The organism is Dysgonomonas termitidis, from assembly GCF_042654545.1.
Classification (GTDB): Bacteria; Bacteroidota; Bacteroidia; order Bacteroidales; family Dysgonomonadaceae; genus Dysgonomonas; species Dysgonomonas termitidis.
The window spans coordinates 1-26,795 of the sequence record NZ_JBHSGN010000043.1; the positions used below are offsets into that span (position 1 = coordinate 1).

The 26,795-nt window shown below is 38.7% G+C and carries 21 protein-coding genes and 2 pseudogenes; 5 read left to right on the plus strand and 18 right to left on the minus strand.

Features of this window, described 5'->3' with window-relative positions; all coding sequences use genetic code 11:
* Positions 1–127 precede the first annotated feature (127 nt).
* Positions 128–325, minus strand: a complete 198-nt coding sequence (locus tag ACFO6W_RS04830) for a hypothetical protein (RefSeq protein ID WP_379994239.1) — start codon at positions 323–325, stop codon at positions 128–130.
* A 343-nt stretch (positions 326–668) separates the two neighbouring features.
* Between ACFO6W_RS04830 and ACFO6W_RS04835 the strand changes: the two genes are divergently transcribed.
* Positions 669–1,589 carry an EamA family transporter gene (locus tag ACFO6W_RS04835; protein ID WP_379994240.1) on the plus strand — a complete coding sequence of 307 codons (921 nt, stop codon included), beginning with the start codon at positions 669–671 and terminating at the stop codon, positions 1,587–1,589.
* A 55-nt stretch (positions 1,590–1,644) separates the two neighbouring features.
* On the opposite strand, the gene ACFO6W_RS04840 is transcribed toward ACFO6W_RS04835, so the two are convergent.
* The 14 genes and pseudogenes from ACFO6W_RS04840 to ACFO6W_RS04905 all read right to left on the minus strand — a co-directional run.
* Entirely contained in the window at positions 1,645–2,673 is a 1,029-nt protein-coding gene (locus ACFO6W_RS04840) for a radical SAM protein (RefSeq protein ID WP_379994241.1), read from the minus strand.
* Positions 2,666–3,565, minus strand: coding sequence for a carboxypeptidase-like regulatory domain-containing protein (locus ACFO6W_RS04845; protein ID WP_379994242.1), 900 nt, complete (start codon positions 3,563–3,565; stop codon positions 2,666–2,668). The genes ACFO6W_RS04840 and ACFO6W_RS04845 overlap by 8 nt, the downstream gene beginning before the upstream one ends.
* Complete coding sequence (locus ACFO6W_RS04850; protein WP_379994243.1) at positions 3,562–4,398, minus strand: energy transducer TonB; 837 nt, start codon at positions 4,396–4,398, stop codon at positions 3,562–3,564. Before ACFO6W_RS04850 ends, ACFO6W_RS04845 begins: the two co-directional genes overlap by 4 nt.
* A 405-nt stretch (positions 4,399–4,803) precedes the next feature.
* On the minus strand, positions 4,804–5,658 hold the full coding sequence (locus ACFO6W_RS04855) for a glycerophosphodiester phosphodiesterase family protein (RefSeq protein ID WP_379994244.1): 855 nt from the start codon (positions 5,656–5,658) through the stop codon (positions 4,804–4,806).
* Positions 5,659–5,685: 27 nt separating this feature from the next.
* On the minus strand, positions 5,686–6,549 hold the full coding sequence (locus ACFO6W_RS04860; protein ID WP_379994245.1) for a hypothetical protein: 864 nt from the start codon (positions 6,547–6,549) through the stop codon (positions 5,686–5,688).
* A gap of 19 nt (positions 6,550–6,568) precedes the next feature.
* Positions 6,569–7,804 (minus strand): YdcF family protein, encoded by a 1,236-nt coding sequence (locus tag ACFO6W_RS04865; protein ID WP_379994246.1) that lies wholly within the window; start codon positions 7,802–7,804, stop codon positions 6,569–6,571.
* 28 nt (positions 7,805–7,832) lie between these two features.
* Positions 7,833–9,365: a RagB/SusD family nutrient uptake outer membrane protein gene (locus ACFO6W_RS04870; RefSeq protein WP_379994247.1), complete on the minus strand. Its 1,533-nt coding sequence runs from the start codon at positions 9,363–9,365 to the stop codon at positions 7,833–7,835.
* Between the two features lie 25 nt (positions 9,366–9,390).
* Positions 9,391–12,987 carry a SusC/RagA family TonB-linked outer membrane protein gene (locus ACFO6W_RS04875; protein ID WP_379994248.1) on the minus strand — a complete coding sequence of 1,199 codons (3,597 nt, stop codon included), beginning with the start codon at positions 12,985–12,987 and terminating at the stop codon, positions 9,391–9,393.
* A gap of 220 nt (positions 12,988–13,207) precedes the next feature.
* The gene (locus tag ACFO6W_RS04880) at positions 13,208–14,227 is read right to left on the minus strand and encodes a FecR family protein (protein WP_379994249.1); all 1,020 of its coding nucleotides are present in this window, start codon (positions 14,225–14,227) and stop codon (positions 13,208–13,210) included.
* Positions 14,228–14,443: 216 nt separating this feature from the next.
* Positions 14,444–15,031, minus strand: a complete 588-nt coding sequence (locus tag ACFO6W_RS04885) for an RNA polymerase sigma factor (protein WP_379994250.1) — start codon at positions 15,029–15,031, stop codon at positions 14,444–14,446.
* 383 nt (positions 15,032–15,414) lie between these two features.
* A complete protein-coding gene (locus ACFO6W_RS04890) occupies positions 15,415–15,864 on the minus strand; it encodes a hypothetical protein (RefSeq protein WP_379994251.1) in 450 nt (149 codons plus the stop codon).
* A gap of 14 nt (positions 15,865–15,878) precedes the next feature.
* Entirely contained in the window at positions 15,879–16,325 is a 447-nt protein-coding gene (locus tag ACFO6W_RS04895) for a GNAT family N-acetyltransferase (protein WP_379994252.1), read from the minus strand.
* Between the two features lie 7 nt (positions 16,326–16,332).
* Positions 16,333–16,734, minus strand: a complete 402-nt coding sequence (locus ACFO6W_RS04900) for a WG repeat-containing protein (RefSeq protein WP_379994253.1) — start codon at positions 16,732–16,734, stop codon at positions 16,333–16,335.
* 39 nt (positions 16,735–16,773) lie between these two features.
* Positions 16,774–16,897 (minus strand): annotated as a pseudogene (locus ACFO6W_RS04905) (VOC family protein); the annotation flags it as partial.
* A gap of 579 nt (positions 16,898–17,476) precedes the next feature.
* Here ACFO6W_RS04905 and ACFO6W_RS04910 point away from each other — a divergent pair.
* The 3 genes and pseudogenes from ACFO6W_RS04910 to ACFO6W_RS04920 all read left to right on the plus strand — a co-directional run.
* A complete protein-coding gene (locus ACFO6W_RS04910) occupies positions 17,477–20,635 on the plus strand; it encodes a SusC/RagA family TonB-linked outer membrane protein (RefSeq protein WP_379994254.1) in 3,159 nt (1,052 codons plus the stop codon).
* 96 nt (positions 20,636–20,731) lie between these two features.
* The gene (locus tag ACFO6W_RS04915) at positions 20,732–22,135 is read left to right on the plus strand and encodes a RagB/SusD family nutrient uptake outer membrane protein (protein WP_379994255.1); all 1,404 of its coding nucleotides are present in this window, start codon (positions 20,732–20,734) and stop codon (positions 22,133–22,135) included.
* Between the two features lie 132 nt (positions 22,136–22,267).
* Positions 22,268–22,572, plus strand: a pseudogene (locus ACFO6W_RS04920) (transposase); the annotation flags it as partial.
* Here ACFO6W_RS04920 and ACFO6W_RS04925 read toward each other — a convergent pair.
* From ACFO6W_RS04925 to ACFO6W_RS04935, 3 genes are all read right to left on the minus strand, one after another.
* The gene (locus tag ACFO6W_RS04925; protein ID WP_379994256.1) at positions 22,559–22,930 is read right to left on the minus strand and encodes an NINE protein; all 372 of its coding nucleotides are present in this window, start codon (positions 22,928–22,930) and stop codon (positions 22,559–22,561) included. The pseudogene ACFO6W_RS04920 and the gene ACFO6W_RS04925 overlap by 14 nt on opposite strands.
* A gap of 513 nt (positions 22,931–23,443) precedes the next feature.
* A complete protein-coding gene (locus ACFO6W_RS04930) occupies positions 23,444–24,460 on the minus strand; it encodes a helix-turn-helix transcriptional regulator (protein WP_379994257.1) in 1,017 nt (338 codons plus the stop codon).
* 10 nt (positions 24,461–24,470) lie between these two features.
* Entirely contained in the window at positions 24,471–25,367 is an 897-nt protein-coding gene (locus tag ACFO6W_RS04935) for a hypothetical protein (RefSeq protein WP_379994258.1), read from the minus strand.
* A gap of 118 nt (positions 25,368–25,485) precedes the next feature.
* Here ACFO6W_RS04935 and ACFO6W_RS04940 point away from each other — a divergent pair, with 118 nt between their 5' ends.
* Entirely contained in the window at positions 25,486–26,793 is a 1,308-nt protein-coding gene (locus tag ACFO6W_RS04940; protein WP_379994259.1) for an RtcB family protein, read from the plus strand.
* Positions 26,794–26,795 lie beyond the last annotated feature (2 nt).

Here is a 26,795-nt window from a genome sequence, read left to right on the forward strand (position 1 = left end):
TATTTTCTTCAAAACGTAGAAAACAAAAAGTGATCGGAATTTCTTCCGACCACTCCTGCCGGGCCCGGTCTCTTTTTTTGATATGATCTATAATGTCTTATCTGATAATAAAAATGCCAGCATAAAATCATTTATAATCCGGCTCAAGGATACCATAGGAAACGATCTTCTGGTACCCTTCGGGCAGATTATCTACAATGATCCCATCTTTACGACAAAATGACAAAGATTTATCACTCTCTTCCACGGCTTTGAATATTATACTGAAACCGCTTTCATATACTGCGGAATACCAATTATTCTTTATAAAGTCTACACTGTCCATGATCTGATTTATATAATGCATGCAAAAGTAGGCCAATCATATTTTAGGTTCAAAAATTCAATAAGAGAGTTATGAACATATAGTGTTAAAGCCTGAATATATGTTCGGATTAAAATGAACCCGCCATAGCTCATAGCCTTTCAACAAGGTTACTTTTTGCATATTTTGTCCTGAAAAATAAATTTTGTAATTTTGCAGTACCAACCCGTATATGATATCCCTATCCGATATCATATACGAACGATAAAACAAATGGAGGGGGTATCCGCAAAAGGGTACTCCTTTTTTGTGTGCTTTCTTCCGGAGATGAATATGTCGGACATAGCTGTAAATTACTAAAATTATGAATGAGAGAATAAAAGGCGGATTATTAGTATTCATGGGAGCAGCCAGCTTTGGGCTCTTATCCACTATCGTAAAATTTGCTTATACCAATGGATATACCTTAAGAGAAATTACAGGTACACAATCTTTTTCGGGCATGATTATCTTGTGGTTGTTATACCTGGCTACCAGATCGTTTAAGAAACAGAAAAAATCGGAAGAGACAGATGTATCACAACCTACAACCAGTTGGTGGAAAATTGCTTTAGCCGGAACTTTTACCGGTCTGGTAGGGATATTCTATTATCAGTGCGTTAAACTGCTGCCCGCTTCTGTCGCTATTATTTTATTGATGCAATATTTGTGGATAAGTATACTGATAGAGGCTGTTGTATTCAAGAAAAAGCCAAGCAAAAAGCAACTGTTGCTACTTGGTGTTGTCCTGGCTGGTACGCTTCTGGCAGGCGGAATATTCAGTCAGGAGATAATTCTCAATCCGAAAGGCATTATTTTCGGTCTGTTTGCAGCCACTTGTTATGCTATATTCCTGATGACCAGCGGACGTATAGGTAATGATCTCCCCGTATTGAAAAAGAGCGCGTTGATGATCACCGGATCATGTACTGTCACATGGATTATCTTCCCTCCCGTGTTTTTCTTCAATGGTGTATTTTGGGGAGGATTGGCCCTTTGGGGATTAATTTTGGCTCTGTTAGGTACTGTTATTCCTCCTCTTCTTTTCTCGATGGGTATACCGCGAGTCGGCGTTTCCATCGGAGCTATACTTAGCGCTGTAGAACTGCCTGTCGCAGTCCTGTCTTCGGCATTTATACTGCACGAATTCGTAGATACCATGCGATGGATCGGGGTAATCCTTATATTGACAGCTATTATAGCCACTAATCTCAGGACAAAAGAGATTCGAATAAATAATAAATAGAAGAAACGGTTCAACTATCGGATATTTTGTTTTTTATAAAGTAATTATTGAAAAATCAGATTAGTTCCGCACATGTCAATATAGGATCGACATGCTCCAATCCTAATCCGCATTGCTCGGAAGCAGCACGGCAGCCTCCGCGGCAAGTATCCCATTTGTTACATTTACTGCAATACTCAGGGACAGTTTCATTCCACGAATTGGCATATGGGGAATACAGGATTTCTCTTAAATCTTGTTTGTAGATATTTCCTGCCACTACGGGTGAATGATTACAAAGACGAATATTTCCGTTAATATCCATCGTTATAGGCTTTTGTAAGACATTATCCGAACAATGGCCGAACATGATGTTTGTATACTTCTCCGGATCAAGTAAGCAATCGGGAGAACATACATTGGATGATATTACCAAGCCCAGCTCCTCAGCTTTAGTATTAGCGATCGTAAATGCTTTTTTTAATTGACTGTGGTTAGCCGAAACAGAAGCCGGATCAGCAGTACCGCATCCTCCGATATTGTATCGGTTCATCATGATTCGTCTTAAACCTAAATCGGCAATAAAACCCAGGGTATCAGCAAGGACTTCTACATTGTATTTCGTCAATACAATCACAGGAACCGGATAACCGCCTGTACTTTGTGCTGCCCGAACAGAATTGATAGATTTCTTCCAACTTCCGTTTACCTGCGTAATGTAATCATGTACAACTTCGTCGGCAGAATGTATAGGGAACTCAAACAGGGTAATCCCCATAGCTATCATATCTTTATAATCATCTGCTGTACCTTTGAAACCATTACTGATAACCGTAACGGTTTTACCATCCATCCGGCAAAAAAGAGCAATCTCTTTGATACGTTGAGCAATAAAAGGTTCTCCTCCCGTAAGGGTAATGTTACGAACATCCGCTTGCGCAAAAACTTGTTTGAGGGCTTTGATTGCCTTATTGTATGAATTGAATGTTTGATGTTCAGCACCGGGTATCTTCCAGATATTGTAACAGTAACGGCAAGCAAGATTACACTTATCAGTCAGTTCTAAAGCAATGTTATATAATTGTAATCTTTCCTTATTATTCATAACCAAAATTCAGGCTAATAGTCATCGTTGTTTTAATTGGCTTACCATCATAATGGATTCCCGGTTCCCATGCTCCAGACAACGATAAAGCTCTCAAAGCTTCTTTATCCGCTTCCTTTGACAATTTCCCTATCACTTTCTTATCTGCCAATCTCCCTTTTTTGTCAATGGTAAAACTAAGGATGACTTCTCCTTTGATTTTATCTTTCTTCATCTGTTCACTATACCGGATATTACTCTGCACCCATTTTTGGAAGCTTTCAATATCACCGGCAGGAGAAAGCGGTTTTTTAGATATTTCATTATAAGAAACTCTAGTTATTGTATTCCCTCGGGGTGAATATATATCATCCCGGAATCTTGAACTACTAACTACAATGACTTCGTAGCAAAGAATCATTTCCGAATCTTTCATTGTTATTATCGCTTCTCCACCACTCATTGATGAAACAGATATTTCTCGACTTTCCATACCAACAAAAGAAAATACAAGCTTATCTGTAGGTTTAGCCTTAATACTAAAAGTCCCGTTTATATCAGATACGGTTCCAACTGTAGTCCCTTTTACAAGGATTGATACCCCGGCAATAAATTCTCCTTGTTGATCGTTTACTCTTCCCTTTATTTCTATCAGACTATCGTATTTATTACTCTGGTTTTCCGAAGATGTTATAGCCTTAGTTATTATTTCTTTGTTTTTAGATGTACGAGGAGGTATCGTATCATAACAAGGCATCTCAGCTTTTCTCTGTGCATGAGCAGTTGTCCCTGCTATGCTAATAATCAATGTACCCAGCAACAATTTATACTTGACAAAGATCGGCGATCCGTTTGTTTTATCCGCAAGAAAAGAAAACAGGCTAAATAATATGTTATATGATTTGAGTTTCATCCTATGTCACCATTAAGCTTTATTGTTATTGTTATTCTTGTTTTTACCGGAACTCCGTAGAGCTGTCCCGGTTTCCATCTTTTAGATTTAGAGACTACTTTAAGAACTTCTTTATCAGCTTCTCCTGATGGGCTTTTTACAATCTTTTTATTTATTACTTTTCCTTTTTTATTTATAACAAAACTTAGGATAACGTCTCCTTCAATTTTGCTTTTTCTCATTTGTTCGCTGTATTGAAGGTTACTTTGAATCCATTTTTCAAAATCTTCAAGATTACCAGCAGGAGATATCGGCTTTGTTGTTACCTGGTCATAATAGAATTCCCTTTCTTCAGGGCCGGAAGCATATATATCATCGTTGCTATACGGCATATTGACAATACCATAACACATGATGCCTGCAAACTCATTCGAAATATTTGTATTTAGTGGCTTGTTTATTATAGAATCTATGTTTAATGGAGCTTTGGTTTTTATTACAGGCTCTTCAATGACCTGAACTGCATAACAAGTAATAGCGGAACGATCTTTTACTATCGATCTACGCCCTACAACAACTACCTCTTTAATATCCAGAGTATCTGAGATCTGTGGTATTTTAGTTGAATCAACAGCGACCTTATAGCAGGATGCCATCTCTGAATGAAGAGGTTTTCGAAGAGGAATCGTATCATTCACGGTTTCTTTTTTTTGAGCTTTTGCTGATATTCCTGCCAATCCAATAATAAGTGTTCCTAACAGGAGCTTATATCTGACAAAAAGATTAGCCCCATTCGTCTTATCGGATAAAAAGGAAAACACATGAAATAGGGATTTGTATAATTTGAGTTTCATGATATGTTTTTATCAATTAGAACTATTAGGATATTCTATTCCATAAATGTAGTGTTTTTTGCTTATGCTCATTATATAATCGTCAGGTAAATATACCTTAAATATTCCCGGTTTACAATGATATCTTCAGTTTACCCGCATCGGGATATTGACAGAACACTTTTCCACCGTTATTAAATACAACCCTATTCTATCCTCACTTATTAAAATAATATCGTATTGAATGAAGAAAAAATAGATTACAAAGCCCTACAAAGGGCAGTGGATATAGCTATATAAAAGAAATCGAAGCTATGCCGCAAGCATATCAAACAATGATGATGGGCAAAGGTCTTAGCGGAGGGCAGAAACAACGTTTACTGATAGAAAGTGTAACTGTAACGGTTAATTTCTAGTGAAATATTCTTAATCATGCCTATTTTTTCCCTTCAAATAGTCCAGCATCAATAGAGGGCGGTCGGTTTGCAATACTCCTGCGCCTAACTCATTAATTAAATACCCCCAGGTACCATCAGGATCTTCCAATGCCCTGTCGTCGCTGTGTCTACTGCTAAGGGAGTCCCAAAGAGAATTCATCCAGATTACAGAATTTGCTGTTTGTAGCTTTTCCTTTATTTGCAGCAATAATTCAGGGTTTTCTTCCTGAAAGCAGATTTCGTAATAGGGATATTTTTTATCCAGTAGAGAAGCGATGGGATCAAGCGTTGTCTCCTTTTTCAGTGTGATGATCTGCATGAATATCATCTTGTCCAGAATGTCACCATATAGTGCTTTCAGTTCTTCATACGGTTTATCTGATTTGATAATAGCCTGTTTAATTGTACCTGTTTTTTCCAGAACTTTATAAACATCATCGAAATAAACATCGCCCTTGTCTATATTAACCATGATACGATCTTTCGCGGTCAGCATCGCTTCTTCCAAAGTTGGAATTTGGAAATCCGTTACCCGGCCCAGACCGTTTTTGAGGCGCATACCGCGGATTTCTTCCAACATAAAATCGCTGACTTTTCCTTTGCCGTTGGTAGTACGGTCAATCGTCTTGTCGTGCATCAAAACCAAATGGCCGTCTTTGGTTCTGGCAACATCGATTTCGACAATATCCACTCCCATTTTGATACAACTCTCAATGCCTTCAAGACAGTTTTCGGTATAGTTACGCCAGTCGCCCCGGTGGGCAGCAACCAACACTTTCGGGTTTTGTGCTATGATGAAGCTGTAGCACAAGAAAAATAATAGGACACTACATATTCTTTTCATTATCATATATTTAAAATTCCTTTATTATTAGCGGGCCGGATCAAAATCAAAAATAAACACATTATTACTGCGGGATGAAGACACTGCTATTCCCTTACTGTCCGACAACATGCAAAAGCCTTCCAGTTCGTCCCTGTTTTCAAAATCAATTACCTGAATGATTGATTCCTTATGGGTTTCCAGTGACTTTTCCAAATCAAGTAATGTCAGGCGCCATTTCCGGCCTTCTTCCTGATTTTGTACCAGTACAAGGATATTTTTGTCTGCTATCCAATGCAGGTTCTGTACCCAGGGCGTACATGGAAACTTGTCATATAATATACCGCTTTCACTTGTTTTTGAAGCTTTTTGCAAAAGATCATAGCGGTACAGCCGTACCTCGTTGCCATTATTTCCGTAATCGGACGTTACAACAAAACGCTCGCCTTTATATTCGATGTACTCAGGGCGGGTTCCCTGTATAGCCATATCATCTGCGACTGTGTTTATAAGACTTTTATCAAGCGTTTGTGTTTCAAGCAATTTATCCCAGTCTACGAGGTAAATCGTAGCAAGCCACTCTTGAGGATTCCTGGCATCACGCACAGAATTCCCGATAAAAGCTTTCCCATCGTAATAAGCAATGCCGGTAGGATGATTAATAATATTCTTTTTGCCAATCGTAAACCGGCACTCTCTATTCATGTAAACCAATACGCCATCTTTATATTCATATTCCCTGATGATACCGGTTTCCCTGTCGCCATACAAATAGACGCGGTTATTTATCCTGCCTACCCCTTGGCATGCACCAAGGGAATCCACTGAAAATAAAGAGCTGGCAGAAGCATGCTGGCAGTAAGCCGGTATCGTAAAAACGTATATAAAAACAAACAAAACAATAGATTTCATATCTTTAAATATAAGACAGTTACGGATCAAGCGGGTCTCGTTCCGGATTTATTTGCAGGGCTGTTATTTGTGGAAAAAATTCGAGAAACTGCTCACTTATCCTTTTTCCCAGCTCATAAGGTTTTACTCCCATTTCATTCAGACAGCGTTTTGCAAAATCGGGACTGGCCACCGAAGATATATGACTTTCCGAAGATGAGATCAGAGCACACTTATTCATCGGAATACCTTGCCTGAACATAATGCGTACAGTATTCCTCACATTGGTAGTCGTATGGCGTGCATGCGGTTCCATAAGGATTGCATGTTCCGGAACGCCGCATTCTTCCATCAGGTATTTCTTCATATAAAAAGCCTCGCTATTAGGCGTTTTATACGGATGAACCCTTCCTCCGGAAACGACAATGAACGGTGCCACTCCTTGCCGGTATTTCAGTGCGACCATCTTTAACCGTGGCCTGATATCCCTGTTTAAAGTGGAAACATATTCATTGGGGCCGGAACCGAGCAACAAGATTATCGAATAAGGATACTTATCCCAGTCTGTCCCGTGGATATGCTCATAAGCTTTTTTATTCACAGTTTCGGACAGCGGCTCAAAGTCAACAGCTTCATTTCTCTCATTGATACTCAGGAACAACAATGCTGCTTGCAGGGAATTAGCATAGAATAAATTATTATCTTTCAGAAATTCCAATAGATATCTTTTACTCTCAGTCAACATGTTTTGATGTCTGGGACTGTTACGGACAAAACTGATCGAATCGATACGCGGATAATAAGGTTTTTGTCCCTCTCCGTAAACATCAATTACGCGGTTAATTCCCCGTGCATCCTGTTCCCAGGCTTTTACCAACAAATCAGCTCCGCCCGGAGTTTCATATTCATAATAGCATCCTGAAGGTTTCAGATGATTTGATACAAGTCTGCCCAATACATTATCAGGACGGTATAATTCTTTTAATCTGTTGCTGACTACATTTATTTCAATATCGGTGAAACGTAATGAATTTACTATATTCAGCATATTCCCGGCTATTTGTAAATCATCGTATTTCCTGTGTGCTAAAGCTGAAAGGTCTTTATCATTTCTAAATATTACTTTCATTTCATCAGAATGCTCAATCAACGAGACAAAGTAAAAATTTTTGGATTCAATTTTCTGAGGATTGACGATTCTGTAACTGGCATCGGCCTGGGCATACCCTGCTGCTGAAAACAGCAACAGGGTGCATAATATTTGTATTATTTTCATTGTTCTTAGCAATTAAAAAAGAAAAAGCTTATTCATATCCCTCATTCTGGTACATGCCTTCCGGATTCAGTTTCCATTCATCGAAAGGAATAGGATAGTAAAGGTCTTTCTTTCCGAAGTTCATCGGATTGGAAAGGCCGAAATCCGTCCGTGTTTTGCTGTGGAAAAATGTTTCCAACTCCGAAATATTAAAGTTACGCAACAGATCATACCAGCGATGGTTTTCAAAAGCCAGTTCTACCCTTCTTTCATGTAATATGGCTAATTTCAGTGTCGGGTATTTTGATTTATAATCAGCATCGTTTTGCATATCCTCATAATGTGGAAGCCCGGCGCGTTCGCGAACCTGATTAAGCAGCCCGACAGCACCCGCTTCATCACCAAGGTGCATATAGGTTTCTGCCAGCAGCAGCATAACATCAGCATAACGCATCAGTACCCAGTCGTTACCACCATACCCAAGCGTTCCTGCACCTGCACTTGTATCCCTGAATTTGGCTATATAATAACTATTGGAATATACGGAATATTGCACCGACCATTCTTTGCGGATATCATCTTCTTCATATTCTTTTACCAAATCGGACGGCAGGAATACCGTTCCGGTTGAGTTATACTGGGAAAGAAGCCTTGAATCGCGGGGTTGGTTCCCTCTGGCTTTACTTGAGCTATAGTCCTTGTCGCCACGTATATACACAATCTGGAATATCAATTCCGGACAAGTATCCTTTTTCTCCACATCGAACACATCTCTGTAAGGAATTTCGTTTAGCTTGCCGAAAGTACGCATATTATAAGCGTCGGTCAGGTGTTTTTTTGCCGATCCAAGATAGTTTTGCCGCTGGCCATCATCCAGGGTTGTAGCCATTGTAAGATACACTTGTCCTAACAAGGCATTAATCGCAGCTTTGCATGTACGCCCTTTTCCCGATACTGGCTGAAGATCCGGAAGGCTTCCTGCATCCAGAGATTCAGTAAGGTCTTTTATTATCTGCTCATATACTTTCTCTTTTTTTTCGCGAAAAGTGTACTGCGCTACTTCGTCGGAAGAGGTTAAATGGGTAACGCTCAAAGGGACATCCCCCCATTTCCTGACAACATGAAAATAAACCAGGGCCCGCAGAAATTTAGCCTCCGCCTTATATTGTTTACGCAGGTTTTCGTCTGAAAATTTCACATCGTCAATATAGGTAAGTACGAAATTAGCGTTGGCAATGGCTGTGAACATCCTTGTCCAATGTGTTTTCAGATATGTATTGGTAGGTAGCAGGGAATAATCTCCAAACTGGAAAGGTTCTCCCGCACTCGACTGGTTATCCTGTGTACTGATATTATCAGAGCGTTCTTCCGTATAGGCTGTACTGCCCTCGCCCAGACAATAATTATCGCGTATGGAACGATATACTCCGTTTACAGCCCGCAATACATCATTTTCGTTTTGAAAATATTCGGAAGCAGTAATTTTATTCGGATCTTTTTGATCCAGAAAATCATTACAGGAATTGAAGAAAAAGCCTGTAACGAAAATAGCTATGATTATACTGATATTTTTAATTTTCATAAAAATAGGATTTTAAAGTAGTGAATTAAAATGATAACTGAACCCCTGCCTGAAATGCCCGCATTAAAGGGTATTTACCGTAATCGACGCCGGGAGTCAGGTTGCTTCCGTTGTTATAGTCCACTTCCGGATTATAACCTTTATATTTGGTAACGGTGAAAGCATTATCAACAGCTAAATACAATCTTAGTGAAGAAATATTATTATGAGTCATCTTCGCTATATCAGGCAGAGAATACCCCAATGTTATGTTCGTACATCTGAGGAAGGAACCATCCTGCAAATAGAAGGAAGACAGGCGCGTACTGTTACTCTGTGTACCACCGCGCGAAGCACGGTACACCTTTCCATTACCCGGGTTTTGCTCGTTACGGTAGCGTTGCGCCACATCTTTGTAGTTGTTACCCGAACCCTCCATATTGTATATATAATAATCCTGTCCGTCGAGCACTTTATTCCCCTGCGAACCGTTGAAGGAAGCCGAAAAATCAAATGCCTTGTAATTACTTGTCAGATTGAATCCATAGATAAAATCCGGATGAGGAGAGCCTATTATCTCCTTATCTTCGTCAGTAACAATCCCGTCACCATTTGTATCATTAAAGTACAAGTCGCCGGGCATAAGTTTGGCTGTCTGGGCTACCGAACGGGGAGGTCCTTTGATTTTGTATCCATCTGTGAATTTTCTGGTGGATGGATTATAATGGCTGTCGTCTTCGGCCAGATTGGCCATATCCGATTCGCGTACCATACCGGCTACTTTGAATCCGTAGAACATTCCGATAGGTTGGCCTTCCTCGGTGATATGTGTCATGTATGAACGTTCTGCTCCGTTAGTCAGAATCGTACCTGCCTGGCCTAAGTCAAGAACCTTATTGCGATTCACGCTGATATTACCTCCTAATTTGAGGGAAAAGTCTTTTGTATTCACAACCCAACCATCGACCTGGACATCTATACCCCGGTTGCGGATCTTCGAATCGGGCAAGTTGGTCAGATAACTGGTACTACCGGAAATAGCCGATATGGATTGGTTAAACAACAGGTTGTAAGTATGGCTGTTATAATAGTTGGCTATCAATGAAAGGCGTCCGTTGAAGAGACTAAGGTCAAACCCGGTATTAAGCTGAGAAGTCGATTCCCATCCCAAACCCCGGTCTTTAAAGGCCTCAGGATACATCGCCGTTAATACGCTATTACTTCCATTTGGTACTCCCACAGGTGAGCTCATAACCTGCGTATGATTATAGTTACCTATGTTATTGTTACCGCTCAATCCCCAACTGGCCCGTAATTTAAGCGAAGATGACGCGCCGAAAGCTTTTTGATAGAAATCTTCTTGCGAAACAGTCCATGCACCCGATACAGACGGGAAATAACCCCAACGGTTCAGCGGGCCGAAAAGTGAAGATCCGTCTCCGCGGAATGAAGCCGACAGAAAATAACGGCTCCGGAAACTATAAAGCATTTGGGTGAAATAAGATGCCATTGTCCAAACAGACTTGCGTGTGTTGCCGGTAAGCGATATATCACTAGCGTTGGCACCGTGTCCGGTGAGTTCAGGGATATAATCATCCTGATAACCCGTCCCCTTGACTTCCAGTATGTCCGATTTATTCTCTTGGAGGGAAGCACCGGCAACGCCCTGTATCAGATGTTCGCCCAGTTGCTTATTATAGCTTAGTGTAAATTCGCCCAGGTAATCGATCATATCATAACTCCTGCCTACGGCATTAGCTGCGGCCTGCGCCTGAACAGAATACGGAGGATTTACACCGCTTGTCAGGCTTGTCGGACGATAAAAATCGTATTTTTCGTTGTAGGTATACATACCCAGGTTGGCTTTGGCTACAAGGCCATCGAACAGTTCATAGGTTCCAAACATATTGTATGTGCTGCGCTGCCCTGTGCGGCGAATGATCGTCTCGGTGGCCATAGCCACGGGATTGTCTATATCATTCTGGAATGAAAACTCGCTGGAATACGAGGCCATTTCGTATTTAGATAATGATCCGTCTTCATTGTGTGATTTGAAAATAGGAAGATATACCAACGCGGCGAGTATAGGCCCCTGATGAAACCTTCCTTCCTGCACTTCTCTGTTACTGGTGCTTGTCAATGCAAAATTTGCACCTGCCTTGAAGCGCTGGCTTACATTCATATCAATGTTGCTGCGGAGGTTAATCCGGTTCTGTCTGGTAGAGACAATGATACCTTCCATGTTCTGGTAGGAACCACTGAGGTTGTAACGTATGCCGCTGTTTCCGCCTGTGATATTCAGGTGGATGCGGTTACCTTGCGCAGTTCTGTAAAGCTCATCCTGCCAATCGGTATCGTATTGCATTTTTTTTACGCTTTGTGTTGCATAGTCATACATCCATTCGGGAATATTAGCCGTACTGTTGTTACTTCCGATCCTTTGTGTACGTTGCGAGTTGTTATCGCTTCTATAGGAATCATCCCATAGTTTTCCGGCATTGACAAGCAAATCGCGATAGGTATTGTTATGGGCATCGACAAACAGCTCGGCAAACTCCTGTGCATTGAGCAGGTCTACTTTTTTGCTCAGCTGTCCGATAGTATGCTGGTAATTAACATCTACTTTTACTTTACTCTCCTTTCCCCGCTTAGTGGTTATCATAACCACGCCACCAGATGCACGTGAGCCATAAATAGCTGCCGATGCTGCATCTTTAAGTATCTCTATTGATTCTATATCTTCCGGATTGAGAGATATATCTGCATTTGACGGATAGCCGTCTATCACATACAAGGGATCGGATGAGGCGTTAACAGAAACGGTGCCCCTTACACGGATTTTTGTACTGTTATAGGGGGCCCCACTCACCTGGGAAATCTGCACGCCGGCCACCTTGCCAACCAAGGCTTGCCCCATTGACGGAGTAGTCAGGTTCAGTTCTTGATTTTTCACGCTTGAGACGGCTCCGGTAAGATGTGACTTACGGATAGATTGATATCCCACTACAACGATTTCATCGAGCACCTGCCTGTCCTCTTCCAAAACAATGTTCAATACCTGCTCGTTGCCGATTATAATTGTTTTTGTTGAAAAGCCGACATATGAGAATTGCATCGTATCGCCCGGTTTAGCTTGAATACTAAACTTACCATCCACATCGGTAACGGTTCCTGTCGAAGTTCCTTTTATGGTTATACTAACGCCGATTAAGGGTCCGCCTGTGTTATCTGTTACAGTCCCGGTACGGCGTGGGTTTTGTTGAGTTTGAACATGGGATTGCGAGTGTGACTGTGCAGGCTTTTCGCTGATTGCCACATTGTTTCCTCGCTGTGTGTACTGTAGATTACTGTTATTCAACGTACGTGAGATGGCATCGTTTACAGAAATGTTGTTTGCCACGATAGTGACTTTATTTGCGACATACTTGTTGATGTCCTCGCCATAAGTGAACTTTACGCCGCTCTGTTTCTCTATTTCTGCAAATGCAGTTTCCAGTGAGACATTGTTAACATTCATGCTGATTTTCTTTGCAGCCAAATCCTGACTTTGAGCCATTACAGGCAGCAGCAGAAAAAACAGGTTCATGCCCGCAAGTAAAACTTCTTTTTTACTGCGTCTAAAAAATGTTTTGAAAAAATTCATACCTTTGTTGAGTTTTTGTTTTTATGGATGAATATTATATTATTCATAAATTCACCTGCCGCCTTGGCAGTAAGGAGCGTCCTGTTCGTAGCAAGGCGCTCTTTTTATTCTTAATACGTTATGGTTTTTCTATAACTAATTGATAATTATTGTATATATCAAATCCTGGATGTAATGTCTATTGTTTGGCTATGTTTTCATCTCTTTTTTAGTTTATTGATTAGTAAATTTTATAATGTTTCTCTCCTGATTTTCTGTATCTGAAATTCCCGGCAATACTGAGTAATTCCATGATTGTTTCCACCTGTTCTTCAGATGCAAATACTCCACGTATACGACGGATACCTATTTGCCGGTTGGCAAACTCGATATCTATTCCGTAACGCCTTTCCAGTTGTTCTGCAACAAGGTTCAACGGCTGTTTATCAAAAATAAGCACGCCTGTTTTCCATTGTTCGAGGGTGGCAGGATCTATCTCTGTCCGGGTGTTTTCCCCTGTTTCAGAATTATGCCGCACCTGTAGTCCACGTGTAAGCAGGGCCACTTCCTGTCCATTACTGCTCACACTCACTTTACCCGTTGCCACGGAAATCTCCTGCTCTTGTCCGCTGAATGCCGTTATCTTAAATGAAGTACCCAGTACACGGGTTTCTATACCGCCAGTACGTATGATGAAAGGCCGCTGTTCGTCCCGTGTGACATCGAAGAATGCTTCGCCGGAAAGTTCTACACCCCGATGCTTTTTAGCAAACTGTTCGGGATACTTTAATGTGCTTCCTGCCGCCAGCCAGATTTTCGTACCATCCGGCAGAAAATAAAGTTTAGGTATTCCGCCGGGGTTGGCCAGTTCAGCGTATTGCACAACCTGTGTCTTGCCGTCCGATAAACCCGTATAGTCAGAATTATTCCACAGCATTACATTTGTTAGTACTATCACACTCACAAATATGGCGGCAATGCTACTCCAACGCAAGATTGTTCTGCTAAAAAAAAGACGGTTTCTCCTTTCATGGATTGCGATGCGCTGTTGCATCACAGGCTCTAATGAGCGTACCCATTCCTGCATGGAGATACTAGGAACTGGCGGATTATCCAACTCGTAATTTTCGCGTTGCTTTATCAAATTGAAAAGTTTTATATACTCCACCTCATTTTCTAACAGTTGGTTTACCTGCAAAAACTCCTCTCCAGTACAACGACCATCCAAAAATTTCACGAACAAATCCTGATTCTCTTCCATAGCATATTTGCGAGCTTTAAGTAGCACTTCATTTATATAGATGCTAAAAACACCCGTACCCTTGTCATTGGAAATTTAAAAAAAACATTTTTCTTAATTGATTAATAGTAATACATTGATTATTAGTAGCATTTAAATAAAGAAGAGTTTGTGAAGACACATAAAGGCCGTCCGCTACTATCCATAGCGGGAGAAAAATGAAAAGTAGTTATGGATTTAATGAATAGATGCGATAAGAAGTATTAAGACTGAAATGTATTCTTTCATATTTGTCCGCAGACCTTCCAATGCAGCGACCATATAGTGTTCTACTGCACCTATCGAGAGATTCATTTTCTTCGCAATTTCAGGGTAAGTAAGGCTTTCATACCGACTTAATACAAATGCTTCACGACGGCGGGGAGACAATTTTTCAAGGGCCTTGTTATAAATATACCGAATGTCAGCTATCAGAAGATAGCTGTCGGTAGTAGCATGGTCTGTTTGTTGTATTTTTCCCACAACTTCCAGACTAACAGTAGCAGGAATCTCTTTACGAAGATAATATATAACCGAGTGATATACGCAACGGGACAAATAATTAAGGAATTTGCCATTTATTACTGTCCGCTCACGTTTATCCCAAAGATTGAAAAAACAGTCCATAACAAGTTCTTCCGCGACCATTTTGTCTTTCACATAGCGTGAAGCTATGCGTAACATTTGCGGGGTATGACGACGGAAAATCTCACTGAAAGCCTTTTGGTCATCATATTGTCGGCAACGTTCCCATAATTCCTTATCGCTTGTACTTTTATATTTCATCTCTAAGGGTTTCTCATTTCTGTTGCGAAAATAAGAGGATAATCTTAATGAGATATTACAGCAGAATTAAGTTACCGTTACATATTACAAGACGATAAAAAGCTGTCATTTTAACTTATTTTTTCTCTTGGCCGGCCGAATCTGTTTGAGCCTGCTCCCTTTTCTTATTTTCGGTAGTAAGTGCGCATTCTTAGCCTATATCTATTGTCGTGTAAGCCATAATAAAAGAGACTAATTACTGACATCAGCTCCATTCAGTAACGATCTGTACTTCCCCGAAATATCCAAATTTGATACAGTAAATACCGAGAATCCCGGGTCCCCATTACAGAAGCGGCTTTCTACAATAGTTTGCAGTTGTTCCACAGATAGAGGATAGTGTATTATGTGGTCTTATCAATTATATCTACCAAATGTTCAATGTCCTTTGCTATTAAGCCCTCCATGCTGTCCTTGTATTTTGAACATTCAATAGTTAAGACTTTCGTCTTAATTTTTGTGTTAAGCTCCTTTTTATAGGGCACAATATCTTCCAATGCTTTCAATTTCATCCGTACTGCCGTGGGTTTCTTATCTTCGACTTTTTCCAAAAGTTCATCTATTGTTTTTTCAATCTTACTGTCCACATCCCATTTTGCTTGTTTACATAGAAGTATATAGCCGCGTAACCTAACGCTATACTTTTCGCTGTATATCATATTCATAAACTCATCAAAATAGCGGTATAAAGAATTCGATGCCTCGGAAAGTTGTTCCAACTCTTTCAAATTAGCATAGTTTTCTTTCGTATCCTTATCATGTAAGGCTTCTATTTTTTCTTTCAGATCATTCATTTTGTGACGTAAATTTAATTTAAACTCTTTTTCAAATAAACCATGTCAATCAGTTGAACACCTTCTTCAATCATTATATGATCATAATTATCTGTAAAGAAGTTTTTTATCCGGTGGGACAACTCAAAACCACAACGTTTATAGAATGATAATATTGACGGAACTTCACCCGTACCTACAAGCATTGTTCTGTATTGACTTTTGTAAAAACTTGAAATATATTTAATCAATGTGTTTCCATAACCTCGCCTCTGAAACTGCTCATATACTGCAATATTTTTCAGTTCGCAGGTTGTGCTATTCTCCTCAGTAACGACACAAACAGCTTTCAAGTCATCATCGTACAAGGCAAATAAATCACCAGATTCGAGATATCGATCAATCATACTTTCCTGCTCATCGCCTAACAGCAATAGATCAAGAAACTGCTTCTTATTATCTGTTATCTGTTTAATTATCATTGCTCGTTTATTTAATTCTATTTCCGTCTATATCTATAAAGAATGTTTCGCCATTTAGCTTTACCTTTGCTTTACCCTCTTTAGTAAAATAGCGGGCATCGTCGTATATGAGAGGTATAACAACTTCTCCTGTCTGGTTTATAAAACCACATTTACCCTCTATAGATACTGCTGCCAATCCCGTTTTGGTAAACGAGTATGCCGGATTATATATACATGGAATAACTTCTTTCCCTGTTTTGTCAATGTAGCCCCACCAACCATTTAACTGAACTAATGCTAATCCTACGGAAAATAAGTGAGCATAGTCATATCTATACGGCACAACCACTTCGTGAGTTATTTTATCTACAAATCCCCATTTACCATTATGTTCTGATGGGACTAATTTTTGCACTTCGGACGCCATTACGGATTTCTTTTTAGTTTCTTGCTTAGCTATTCTTAATTACTCGTATTTCTTACTTTCTTCTATCAGCTCTTCACAACATTGTTCCGGAGCCAATGGCGAAAAAAGTTCGATTAAATTATCTTCAGGATCACGCAGATGTAACTGTACGCATCCCCCAATCAGCCGATACAGAATGCATAGATATTTATTAATCAAGAAAATATCGATTTTTTCGGTACAAACTCATAAATAGGTTCTGTATGCATTCTTTTTTGTACCAATCACTTACGCTAATATACGTGACATTGGTGAAAAAACGAAATATTTGTCGGAAAGTTTTGATAATATTATTTTCTAATTTTATTGGATCGTACTACCCTTTAGATTTTGGTTCGTATGAACAACCTGCCGGAACAGGAATTTCTATTTGTACATATTCTGCATCCCCTGTGAGGTTAAGAGTTGCCTGTAATATAGTAGTTTACCTTCTTTCAAATCTGCTGCGTTATCATTATTTATCTTGAAATGAAAGAGATATTAACTGTGAATCATATTTATAATAATATACTTGATTTACAAAATAAAAATATCTTTATTATTTAATTATATAAAAAATAACATCAGTTTGATGTTAAAAATAAATTATTCAAACAAAAAGACTTTTATATAATAAAATAAACTTCATTTTGATACAATATACATATCTTTACACGGCCGAGTATTAAAGAATGTATGTATAAGTTAATTTTAAGCAACTATTATGAAGAAAAGATTGTTTTTGAGTATGCTCTATCTTTGGGTAGGCATAGGGTTATTAATTGCTCAAACATCAAGGGTTTCCGGAGTGGTAACCGATGATAATAAAGAGCCAATCGTAGGAGCATCGGTATTGATACAAGGTACGACAATAGGTGTTCTGACTGACATTGATGGTAAATTCACCATTTCAGACGTGCCTGCTACCGCAAAATTTCTTAAAGTCTCATTTGTTGGAATGAAGACAGCGGAAGTGGCGATAAAATCTAATTTGGTAATCGTATTGAACGCTAATTCTGAAATGCTTGACGAAGTAATGGTTGTAGCATACGGAACAGCAAAGAAAAGTAGCTATGCAGGTTCAGCCTCGCTAGTAAAGTCCGATGCGATTCAAGACCTGCCCAATACCAGTTTTGAAAATGCATTGAACGGTAAGGTTGCCGGTCTTCAAATTACAAATTCGTCTGGTCAGGCAGGATCAGCTCCGAGCATCCGCATCCGTGGTAACGGTTCTATGAACGCAAGTAACGAACCTCTTTATGTGATAGACGGAGTACCTGTAGTGTCTGGAAATATTGGGCAAATGAGTAGCTATACATACTCAACAAACAATATCATGAATTCGCTTAATCCCGAAGATATAGAATCAATATCTGTATTGAAAGATGCGGCCGCATCTTCGCTTTACGGTTCGCGAGCTGCCAACGGGGTTATTCTCATCACTACAAAGAAAGGAAAAGAGGGAAAGCCTGTTGTCAGCCTAAAAGCGTCTATGGGTTATACTCCTTCGTGGGCAACAGACAACTATGAAATAGCAAGCACGCAGGAACAGGTGAATATGTTATATACCGTATTTCATGATTATAGTACTGCGGGTAAATCTCAGACCGATGCCGAAGCTAATACTTATGCATTATCTCAACTTAATAAAAAGTTTAACAAACATGGTTACTCATTCACTACTACAGGGACAGGCGCATATCAAGATGTAACCATTTCCGATTATGACAATTCCGGTAGGGCAGGTAAGTATTACGACTGGGAAGATGCCTATTTCCGCACAGCTGTTTATCAGACTTACGATTTAGCCGTGAGTGGAGCTACACCTGCAACAAATTACTATACTTCATTTTCTTATACCAAAGATGAGGGACGATTGAAAGTAAATAGTTTCGATCGTTTGTCAGGACGTGTAAATTTATCTCAAAAGGTTGGAAAATTCTTTGAACTCGGCACGAATGTGAATGTTGCGAGAACTTCGCAAAGTGGTTATAATGATACGCGCAGCACAGGGTTAAACTATTTTATGCAGACCCGTAACTTGTTGTGGGGACTTTATTGGCCTACCGATTATAAAACAGGGGATGTATGGACTACCAGATATGGAAGTTATGCTCAAAACGGAACTTACTACGATAAAGAGTGGGAAAATGAATCTATAAATACCCGGCTTTCTGCATCAGAGACAGTAACTTTACATTTGTTTCCGGGCTTAGATGTCCGTTCTATCTTTTCTTATGATAATACGGCGGTAAAAGATCATATTTATTATAGTGCTAATCACTTTAATGGTTCAGCCACCAATGGTACTGTTACCGAAATGCGCACTACTTACGAAAAGATGGTCTCATCCACTACAGCTGCATATAATACAGTGTTCGGTGTTCATTCGGTAGGTGCTTTAGTTGGTTTCGAAGCAGAAAAAAATAAAACGGATTTTGCTCGCGCTACAGGCGAGGGGCTTCCTACAAGTACTCTACATACTGTATCTACTGCAGGAACCCTCTCTTCTGCCGGCTATGACTGGGGTAATGCGATGGTATCAGTTTTGTCGAAGCTCGATTATAATTACGATCAACGTTACTTTGCCTCGGCATCGTTTCGTAGAGATGGCTCTTCGCGCTTAAGTCCAGATACCCGTTGGGGTAATTTTTGGTCAGTTGCGGGAGCATGGAAGTTATCCGAAGAGAGTTTTTTGAAAAACAATCCGGTAATTAGCGACTTGCGCGTTCGGGCTTCTTATGGAGTAAACGGTACTTTGCCAAGTAGTAATTACGGTTATATTAACTTGATGACTTATACAGATAAATATTTGGGAAATCCCGGAGGTTCTATCACAACATTAGCGAATAAGAATTTATCTTGGGAGACGAGCTATACCTCCAATATCGGCGTTGAATTTGGTTTGTTTAAGCAACGTCTGCGTGGCACATTAGAATATTTCAACCGTGATTCGAAAGATCTTTTGCAAGATGTGCCTATTTCTACAGTTACAGGTTTCTCTTCAACTTTGCAGAACATTGGTGAAATTAATAACAAAGGAGTGGAAATTGAACTTGCAGGCGATATTATTAGCAGTGGAGATTGGAAGTGGAGTGCTTCAGTTAATGCATCATTCATCAAATCTAAAGTAACGAAGCTTTATAACGGAGCCGAAATTATATGGGATGATCCGACCGGAGGAGATTCGCGCGCTCAATTTATCTATAGCGAAGGAGAATCTACGCTGGCGTTCTATGGTTATGAATGGGCAGGCGTAGACAAGACTAATGGTAAGAGTGTTTATTATGTCAATGACCCGGAAAATATGAAAACCGGTGATTTTGAATATAATGGAAAAGGTGCTACCTACGACTATACCAAAGCCAATTATAAAGTAATTGGTAGTGCCATACCGAAAGTAAGCGGTGGATTTAGTACGAATCTTGCCTATAAAGGCATTGATCTAGGCTTGAACTTTGTCTACAAAATTGGTGGTAAGCTTTACGACGGAGCTTACAAAGATGTTGCAGATGATGGTTATTATTGGGAGCGTATTCGCTCAAAGAGTTATTATGAAAATATGTGGACCCCGACTAATACAGATGGTACACAGCCTGCGCTTTCGGGTTTGGATTTGACTGATGCTATGCAATATAGCTCTCGTCAAATGCACGATGCGAGTTTTTTGCGATTGAAAACCTTTTCGTTAGGCTATAATTTACCTAAAATATGGACTACAAAAGTGATGATTAGTAATGCCCGTGTTTTTTTCAATGCTTCCAATTTGTTGACATTCTCCAAATATAAAGAAGCTGACCCTGAAGTAAACCAATATGGTACCCGTGGTTGGGAAACTCCTGTTGGGAAAACGTTTGTATTTGGTATTGATTTGAAATTTTAATGAAGGAGGACTTTGACAATGAAACAATTTAGATATTTAATTTTCTTTGCTGCGCTTTGTGTTTTCGGACTTTCATCGTGTGATAGTTTTCTGAATATGGAGCCTAGTAATTCCGGGAATGCAGAAACCGCAATAGCAACTCCGGCTGATGCCAAAGTTGTAATCAATGGCATCATGAGATCTATGAGCTCATCTAACTATTACGGCCGTAACTTTATCATGTATGGTGATGCAAAAGGTGGCGATTTGACTATTTATTCAGCCGGTCGTGGTCTTGATGCGCTTTACTCGTTCAATCATACCCCTACCAGCAATAACTACTCAGGCTTTTGGGTAACAGGATATTATTGTATTATGCAAATTAATAATTTGTTGGAAAATGTAGAACGACTCGAAGCGGAGGGTAAAACAGGTTTTTCTTTCTACAAGGGACAAGCATTAACCTTACGCGCACTCATTTATTTCGATTTAGTCCGCCTTTATGGACTTCCTTATAATTATGATAAGTCGTCTTATGGAGTGCCTAATGTAACAACGACACTTGGGGCCGATGCTCAGCCAGTTCGTGCAAGCGTAGAAGAAAATTATATACAAATCGTGAATGATCTCGAAGAGGGGATGGCATTGCTGGCCAGTAATAAAGCTGCACAGAACGGATACATAGGTTATTATGCCAATGTAGCCTTGCAAGCCCGAGTTAAACTCTATATGGAAGACTATGACGGAGCACTTGCCGCTGCCGAAGAAATTATAAAAAACAGTAGTTATAAACTTTATCAACCTTCTACTTGGGTCGCATCATGGAATGGGCAGTTTGGTTCTGAATCCATTTTCGAAATAGGTATTGACACCGAATCTGATTTAGGAACGTCTTCTTTAGGCTTCTATCTCATGTGTTATGCACAAAAGAGCGGTGCTCAAGGTTGGTTCTTAGCAAGCGATTACTTCCTTTCCCGATTGGGACAGGATGCTTCTGACGTGCGTTGGGGTATCATGGATAATGATGAATATTGGTATGATACTAAAAATACACGTAAAGGAGCCTGTTATAAATATTTAGGTGGAACATCTCTTGCTGGTGATGGAAAGGAGACTTATACTGCGGTTAATATTAAGGTTATTCGTCTTTCCGAAGTTTACCTTATAGCAGCCGAAGCAGCGTTGCATTCCAAAACACCCGATGCCACTCTTGCTGCCGGTTATCTGAATGAGATACGCAAACGTTCTCCACAATTAGCCCTTGCAACATCTGCTACAATTACAGATGATATGATTTTAGATGAACGCAGTAAGGAACTTTTTGGTGAAGGACAGCGTTTCTTCGATATGATCCGCAAGAATAAAACAATCGAATTCAATGATGATTTCCAAGGCATACCTGTAAGCAAACGCGAAAAAACAATCAATCGTACATTTGGTAAGATCGTGCTTCCTATATCTCAGGACGAAATGAATGCCAACCCGGCATTGCGGAGCGAGCAAAACGAAGCTTATAAATAATTTTACGCAATTATATACAATTCCAATCTAAATAACTCATGTTTTATAAATAACTGACAAACAATAGGATGAAAGATAAATTTGCATATCTCAATTATTTTTTGTAACTTAATATAAATAACGGTTGAAAATATACAAAAATATAACCTCTTTTACTTCTTTAAGCAATTCCCCGATGAATTAGCTTGTAGGAAATATCTTGAACAACGTTTTTGGAAAGGTAATACTGTTTGCCCTCATTCTGGAAATTCACAGAAGATATACCGATATAAAAATGGTAAGACTTTAAATGTGCCTGCTGTAAGAAACAATTTCAAGTTACGACAGGCACAATTTATGAGAACTCGAACATACCATTGCAGAAATGGTTTCTTACTTTCTATTTAATATCGTTATCGAAGAAAGGAATTACTTCTATTGATATTACAACAATAGTTTCTTTTTAAGGTCAAACTCCTCTTGGGTAATAATTCCCTTTTCTTTCATTTCGTAAAGCCTTTTTATTTCCTCACTTGCAGAATTATTCGTTTGGTTATTCACAGCTCCGTTATTAACGGTAATAGTTGTGTTACTTGGCTGCATTGGCTGGTAAAGTGTGTTGAATTTCAGGTTAAACCTGTTTTCATCCATAGTCAGTAGCCATATAAAATCGACTAACGAAACGATAAGTGGGATAAACGTCCAACAAAACAAGAGATACAGAAGACCTAACCCCGTTTGATTCAGATAAAATCTGTGAACTCCAATACCACCAAGAAGAATTGCTAAAATAGCTGCGGTTGTTTTACTTTTCATAATTACGTGTCAAAATTTAGGTGATTAAGTATTTTACTATCGTTCTAAACACGTAAAATGAATGACGTGGGAATACACTTCCGATTAAGAGGTACGACCAAGCACCTTTTCCACCTACAAGAGTAATACCCACGTCATAAACGTAGGCACTATCTATTGTTTCTAAGGTGGATTCAAAAATTTGGTCGTTTTCTTAATCCTTAAAACAATAGCTAATGCTATTCAATATTTTCTAATTACAAATATAATAACAAATTTAATAAAGTGTACCTTTGGTGCAAATAGTATATAATTCGTATGTTATAAACTGACCATATCAAATGTAAATATAAGTTAATACTCGATTTTTGCTGATTACATTTATTCTATAATTTTATTAAATATAACCAAATAAACGTTATGTAATTTAACTAAAATACTGTAGATAAATTTCCACCTCAATATCCATTAAGACCTTTGCAAATATAGCTTATGGTTATAAGAGATGGCTGTTTATTAGTAATTTTGGAATGATTATATATCATTTTCGTATCTTTCTTTAGCCAACCTAAATTTCCATCCCATAAAATCAACTAATGATTGTGGAGATAGAATTTTTATAGTATCGGCATATCCAAAAAACTCCCGTTGCAATTCCTGATTGATAACCACATTAATTTCGAATGTTTTGGAACCGTCCTCGTGCTCTTCAACTATTTTCTGACTTTTATGAAAAGGTTTGGTCTGTACATAAGGTGCATTTTCTTTATTTATCCAGAAACGGACAGATTGAGCCTTCATTCCTACATTTTTGGTGACACCAACCAAATCATCAAAAAAAGTCTGAGGGTCGAATAAATTATTTTCTACAAACTTTTCTTTTTCTACTATTTCTATATTGTGTATCCTGTCTAATGCCAGATTGATTAGATTTCCCTTTCGGCGACCAAATACAAACCATCTGTTGCGATATTCTTTTAGTAAATAAGGATAGAATAAGAATGTATTTGCCGAGCGGGCTTTGAATGAACGATATTTCAAATTTAGTACTTGCTTGTTGACAATAGCATGATAAATAATATCAAGATAATCCAATCCTTTCAGGCTTTCGTTTTTCTCAAAGTCTATAACGGGTATAGTTTTCTGTTTTGCCGAAGTTACATGATCTTCCAAGCGGCTGACGATATCGCCCATACCTGAGAAGTAAGAGAACCCTTTGAATTGGCGCAAAACCTCAACAGCCTCCGACATTGTTTTTAGGTCTTGTTCAGACAACGGCGTATTGGTTATGCTGTAATCCTCGTCTTCATATTTGTAGTACTTATTATCATATACTATAATAGGTGCATTATACCCCAGTTTTTCGCTTCGCATCATCTGGATGTCCATTTGGACAGTTCGTTTACTGATACCTTTATCTATTCCTTCATATTCATACAAAGCATCCGAACAAGCATCTATCAGGTCTTCAAGTGTCCATTGCCTGTATTTATTACGCAGACAGGTATCTATGGTTTTATATCTTATTAAGGCGTTACGGTTTACTGGCATGGTATTATACTCAATCTGTTTTTATTTCTTTAAAAAGACCTTCTAAGATATCTTTGTTTTTAGAATACTTATAATAATCTTTATCTCTCAAAATAGAGCCTAATAACAGTTCATGATATTCTTTTTCCGATTTATCTTCTTTTTTAATACATAGCAAATGATTCAAGAGGACCTCATAATATTTACCTATAAAGTAGTTTTTATAACTTTCTTTTCCTCTATTTGTATAAATAACCATTTCAAAATCAGGAAAATTGAAATCATTATGCTGATAGTACTTTAATCCATTGAATTTAGGATATTTCTTTATATTATCATAAGCTCCTTTAGTATTCACCGGTTTTGCAATATTTATTAACCCCCAAATCTGTTTACCACAAAACTCCATACAACGTAAAAACAGAATACCCTTCTCTGTATCATTTTGTAAATTATATTCATTCAAACGAAAATCAATTTTAGACATATTAAATGGCTTTACTTTATTTCCATATGAGGCAAACAACATGCTGTAATATCTATCAATCATTTCATATCTGGAAATAGTAATATTTAATAAACTATCGACTATCTGCTCATTCGTTACTGGTTCTTTGGCATGGAGATTATAATTGACAGAGCAAACAATGTAGATGTTTTTCAGAGTCTGCTCATCAGGTAAAGTTAAATAAGCTTTATCAATAATTTTTGTTTTCGGAATTATGGTTTGGATAATGAAATCTGTAGTAGCCATTAAATCCTCTGAGCTGCTCTCTTTTAGATTTTTCACATAGTCATCCGTAGGGTTATTCATAAACATAAAATTTTTGTATGCTTTACCTAGCTCTATAAGTTTCGATTGTTTATTTTGAGCATGCAGACCAAATGTAATCAGGAAGAAGATAAAAAAAGAAGTTGTTTTTTTCATAAGATTTAGATTTATGGGTATTTATTCTCAAAAATAACAAAAATATTTTTCATTACGCAAAAATACTGCGCACTTTCTATTTTGCTTTGTATCATCAAAGTAATAAAAGGAAAAAGTTATGATAGAATTAAAAGGAAAGTATAACCAGGATTGCAAAATATTCTTAGATGAAGTTGAAGAAGGAGCTATCGAATTAGTACAAAATATCTTGAATCACGAAATATCCGAAGGTGTGCAAGTACGTATCATGCCCGATACTCATGTGGGTAAGGGCATTGTTATCGGTTTTACCATGCCAATGACTACAATGGTAAACCCTAATTATATCGGTGTAGATATCGGTTGTTCTGTAACAAGCTATAAATTAAATAAACGATTCAATGCTGCTGAACTTCCACAAATAGATAAAAAAATCCGTAAGGCTGTACCGATGGGACATGAAATCCGAAAAGGTAAGGACTTTAATTATTGGTGGGTAGATGGATATATGCAGACTGTTACTGATAATGTGAATCAATTTATTAATCAGTGGAATGTACGTTTTGCGGAAGATAAACCTGCAATGACTATTGATCGGGAATATATCGCCGAACTATGTAAGAAAATAGGTACAGGAGAAAAGATGTTCTATAACTCCGTTGGTTCACTTGGTGGTGGAAACCATTTTATTGAGATCGGAGAATCAGCAAACGATGGATCACATTATCTGACTATTCATTCCGGTTCTCGAAACTTCGGACTGAAAGTATGTAACTATCATGCGAAGAAAATGGTAGCTGCCAAATTCAGACCACAAGAGTATCACGACGAATTTAAAGATATCGCCCAAAATACAGTTCCGACATCAGATATTCCAATTAAATTGGCTGAATTGAATGAACGGTATGGTGTCGGTAAAAAAGAGTTGCTATTGAAAGGTAACGATATGTACGAGTATTTGGTAGATATGGTTATTGCCCAAACGTATGCGGAGTTTAATCATCGGGCTATGGCTCATTCTATTTTTGTCGGGTTACGAAATGTGGAAGCCGTTGATATGATACATTCGATGCATAACTTTATTGATCCGCAAGACTGGATCATCCGAAAAGGAGCGATCCGGGCTTATGAAGGCGAACGAATGATTATTCCGTTCAACATGCGTGACGGATTATTAATCTGCGAAGGGAAAAGCAATGCTGACTGGAACTGTTCAGCCCCTCATGGTGCAGGACGAATATTAGCTCGTAATCAGGCTTTCAAGACTTTGGATATGGAAGAGTTTGAGAAAGAGATGGAGGGAGTTTACTCAACATCTGTCTGCAAATCAACTCTTGACGAAGCTCCAATGACGTATAAAGACAAAGATGTGATTATAAACGCGATTCAGGATACAGCAGTTATTCTTGATACAGTGAAGCCGATATTGAATATTAAAGCAAATTGAAA

Excerpts from the sequence above, each read along its gene's own strand:
- ACFO6W_RS04830 (WP_379994239.1), bottom strand. The coding sequence starts at position 325 with ATGGACAGTGTAGACTTTATAAAGAATAATTGGTATTCCGCAGTATAT.
- ACFO6W_RS04835 (WP_379994240.1), top strand. The coding sequence starts at position 669 with ATGAATGAGAGAATAAAAGGCGGATTATTAGTATTCATGGGAGCAGCC.
- ACFO6W_RS04840 (WP_379994241.1), bottom strand. The coding sequence starts at position 2,673 with ATGAATAATAAGGAAAGATTACAATTATATAACATTGCTTTAGAACTG.
- ACFO6W_RS04845 (WP_379994242.1), bottom strand. The coding sequence starts at position 3,565 with ATGAAACTCAAATCATATAACATATTATTTAGCCTGTTTTCTTTTCTT.
- ACFO6W_RS04850 (WP_379994243.1), bottom strand. The coding sequence starts at position 4,398 with ATGAAACTCAAATTATACAAATCCCTATTTCATGTGTTTTCCTTTTTA.
- ACFO6W_RS04855 (WP_379994244.1), bottom strand. The coding sequence starts at position 5,658 with ATGAAAAGAATATGTAGTGTCCTATTATTTTTCTTGTGCTACAGCTTC.
- ACFO6W_RS04860 (WP_379994245.1), bottom strand. The coding sequence starts at position 6,549 with ATGAAATCTATTGTTTTGTTTGTTTTTATATACGTTTTTACGATACCG.
- ACFO6W_RS04865 (WP_379994246.1), bottom strand. The coding sequence starts at position 7,804 with ATGAAAATAATACAAATATTATGCACCCTGTTGCTGTTTTCAGCAGCA.
- ACFO6W_RS04870 (WP_379994247.1), bottom strand. The coding sequence starts at position 9,365 with ATGAAAATTAAAAATATCAGTATAATCATAGCTATTTTCGTTACAGGC.
- ACFO6W_RS04875 (WP_379994248.1), bottom strand. The coding sequence starts at position 12,987 with ATGAATTTTTTCAAAACATTTTTTAGACGCAGTAAAAAAGAAGTTTTA.
- ACFO6W_RS04880 (WP_379994249.1), bottom strand. The coding sequence starts at position 14,227 with ATGGAAGAGAATCAGGATTTGTTCGTGAAATTTTTGGATGGTCGTTGT.
- ACFO6W_RS04885 (WP_379994250.1), bottom strand. The coding sequence starts at position 15,031 with ATGAAATATAAAAGTACAAGCGATAAGGAATTATGGGAACGTTGCCGA.
- ACFO6W_RS04890 (WP_379994251.1), bottom strand. The coding sequence starts at position 15,864 with ATGAATGATCTGAAAGAAAAAATAGAAGCCTTACATGATAAGGATACG.
- ACFO6W_RS04895 (WP_379994252.1), bottom strand. The coding sequence starts at position 16,325 with ATGATAATTAAACAGATAACAGATAATAAGAAGCAGTTTCTTGATCTA.
- ACFO6W_RS04900 (WP_379994253.1), bottom strand. The coding sequence starts at position 16,734 with ATGGCGTCCGAAGTGCAAAAATTAGTCCCATCAGAACATAATGGTAAA.
- ACFO6W_RS04910 (WP_379994254.1), top strand. The coding sequence starts at position 17,477 with ATGAAGAAAAGATTGTTTTTGAGTATGCTCTATCTTTGGGTAGGCATA.
- ACFO6W_RS04915 (WP_379994255.1), top strand. The coding sequence starts at position 20,732 with ATGGAGCCTAGTAATTCCGGGAATGCAGAAACCGCAATAGCAACTCCG.
- ACFO6W_RS04925 (WP_379994256.1), bottom strand. The coding sequence starts at position 22,930 with ATGAAAAGTAAAACAACCGCAGCTATTTTAGCAATTCTTCTTGGTGGT.
- ACFO6W_RS04930 (WP_379994257.1), bottom strand. The coding sequence starts at position 24,460 with ATGCCAGTAAACCGTAACGCCTTAATAAGATATAAAACCATAGATACC.
- ACFO6W_RS04935 (WP_379994258.1), bottom strand. The coding sequence starts at position 25,367 with ATGAAAAAAACAACTTCTTTTTTTATCTTCTTCCTGATTACATTTGGT.
- ACFO6W_RS04940 (WP_379994259.1), top strand. The coding sequence starts at position 25,486 with ATGATAGAATTAAAAGGAAAGTATAACCAGGATTGCAAAATATTCTTA.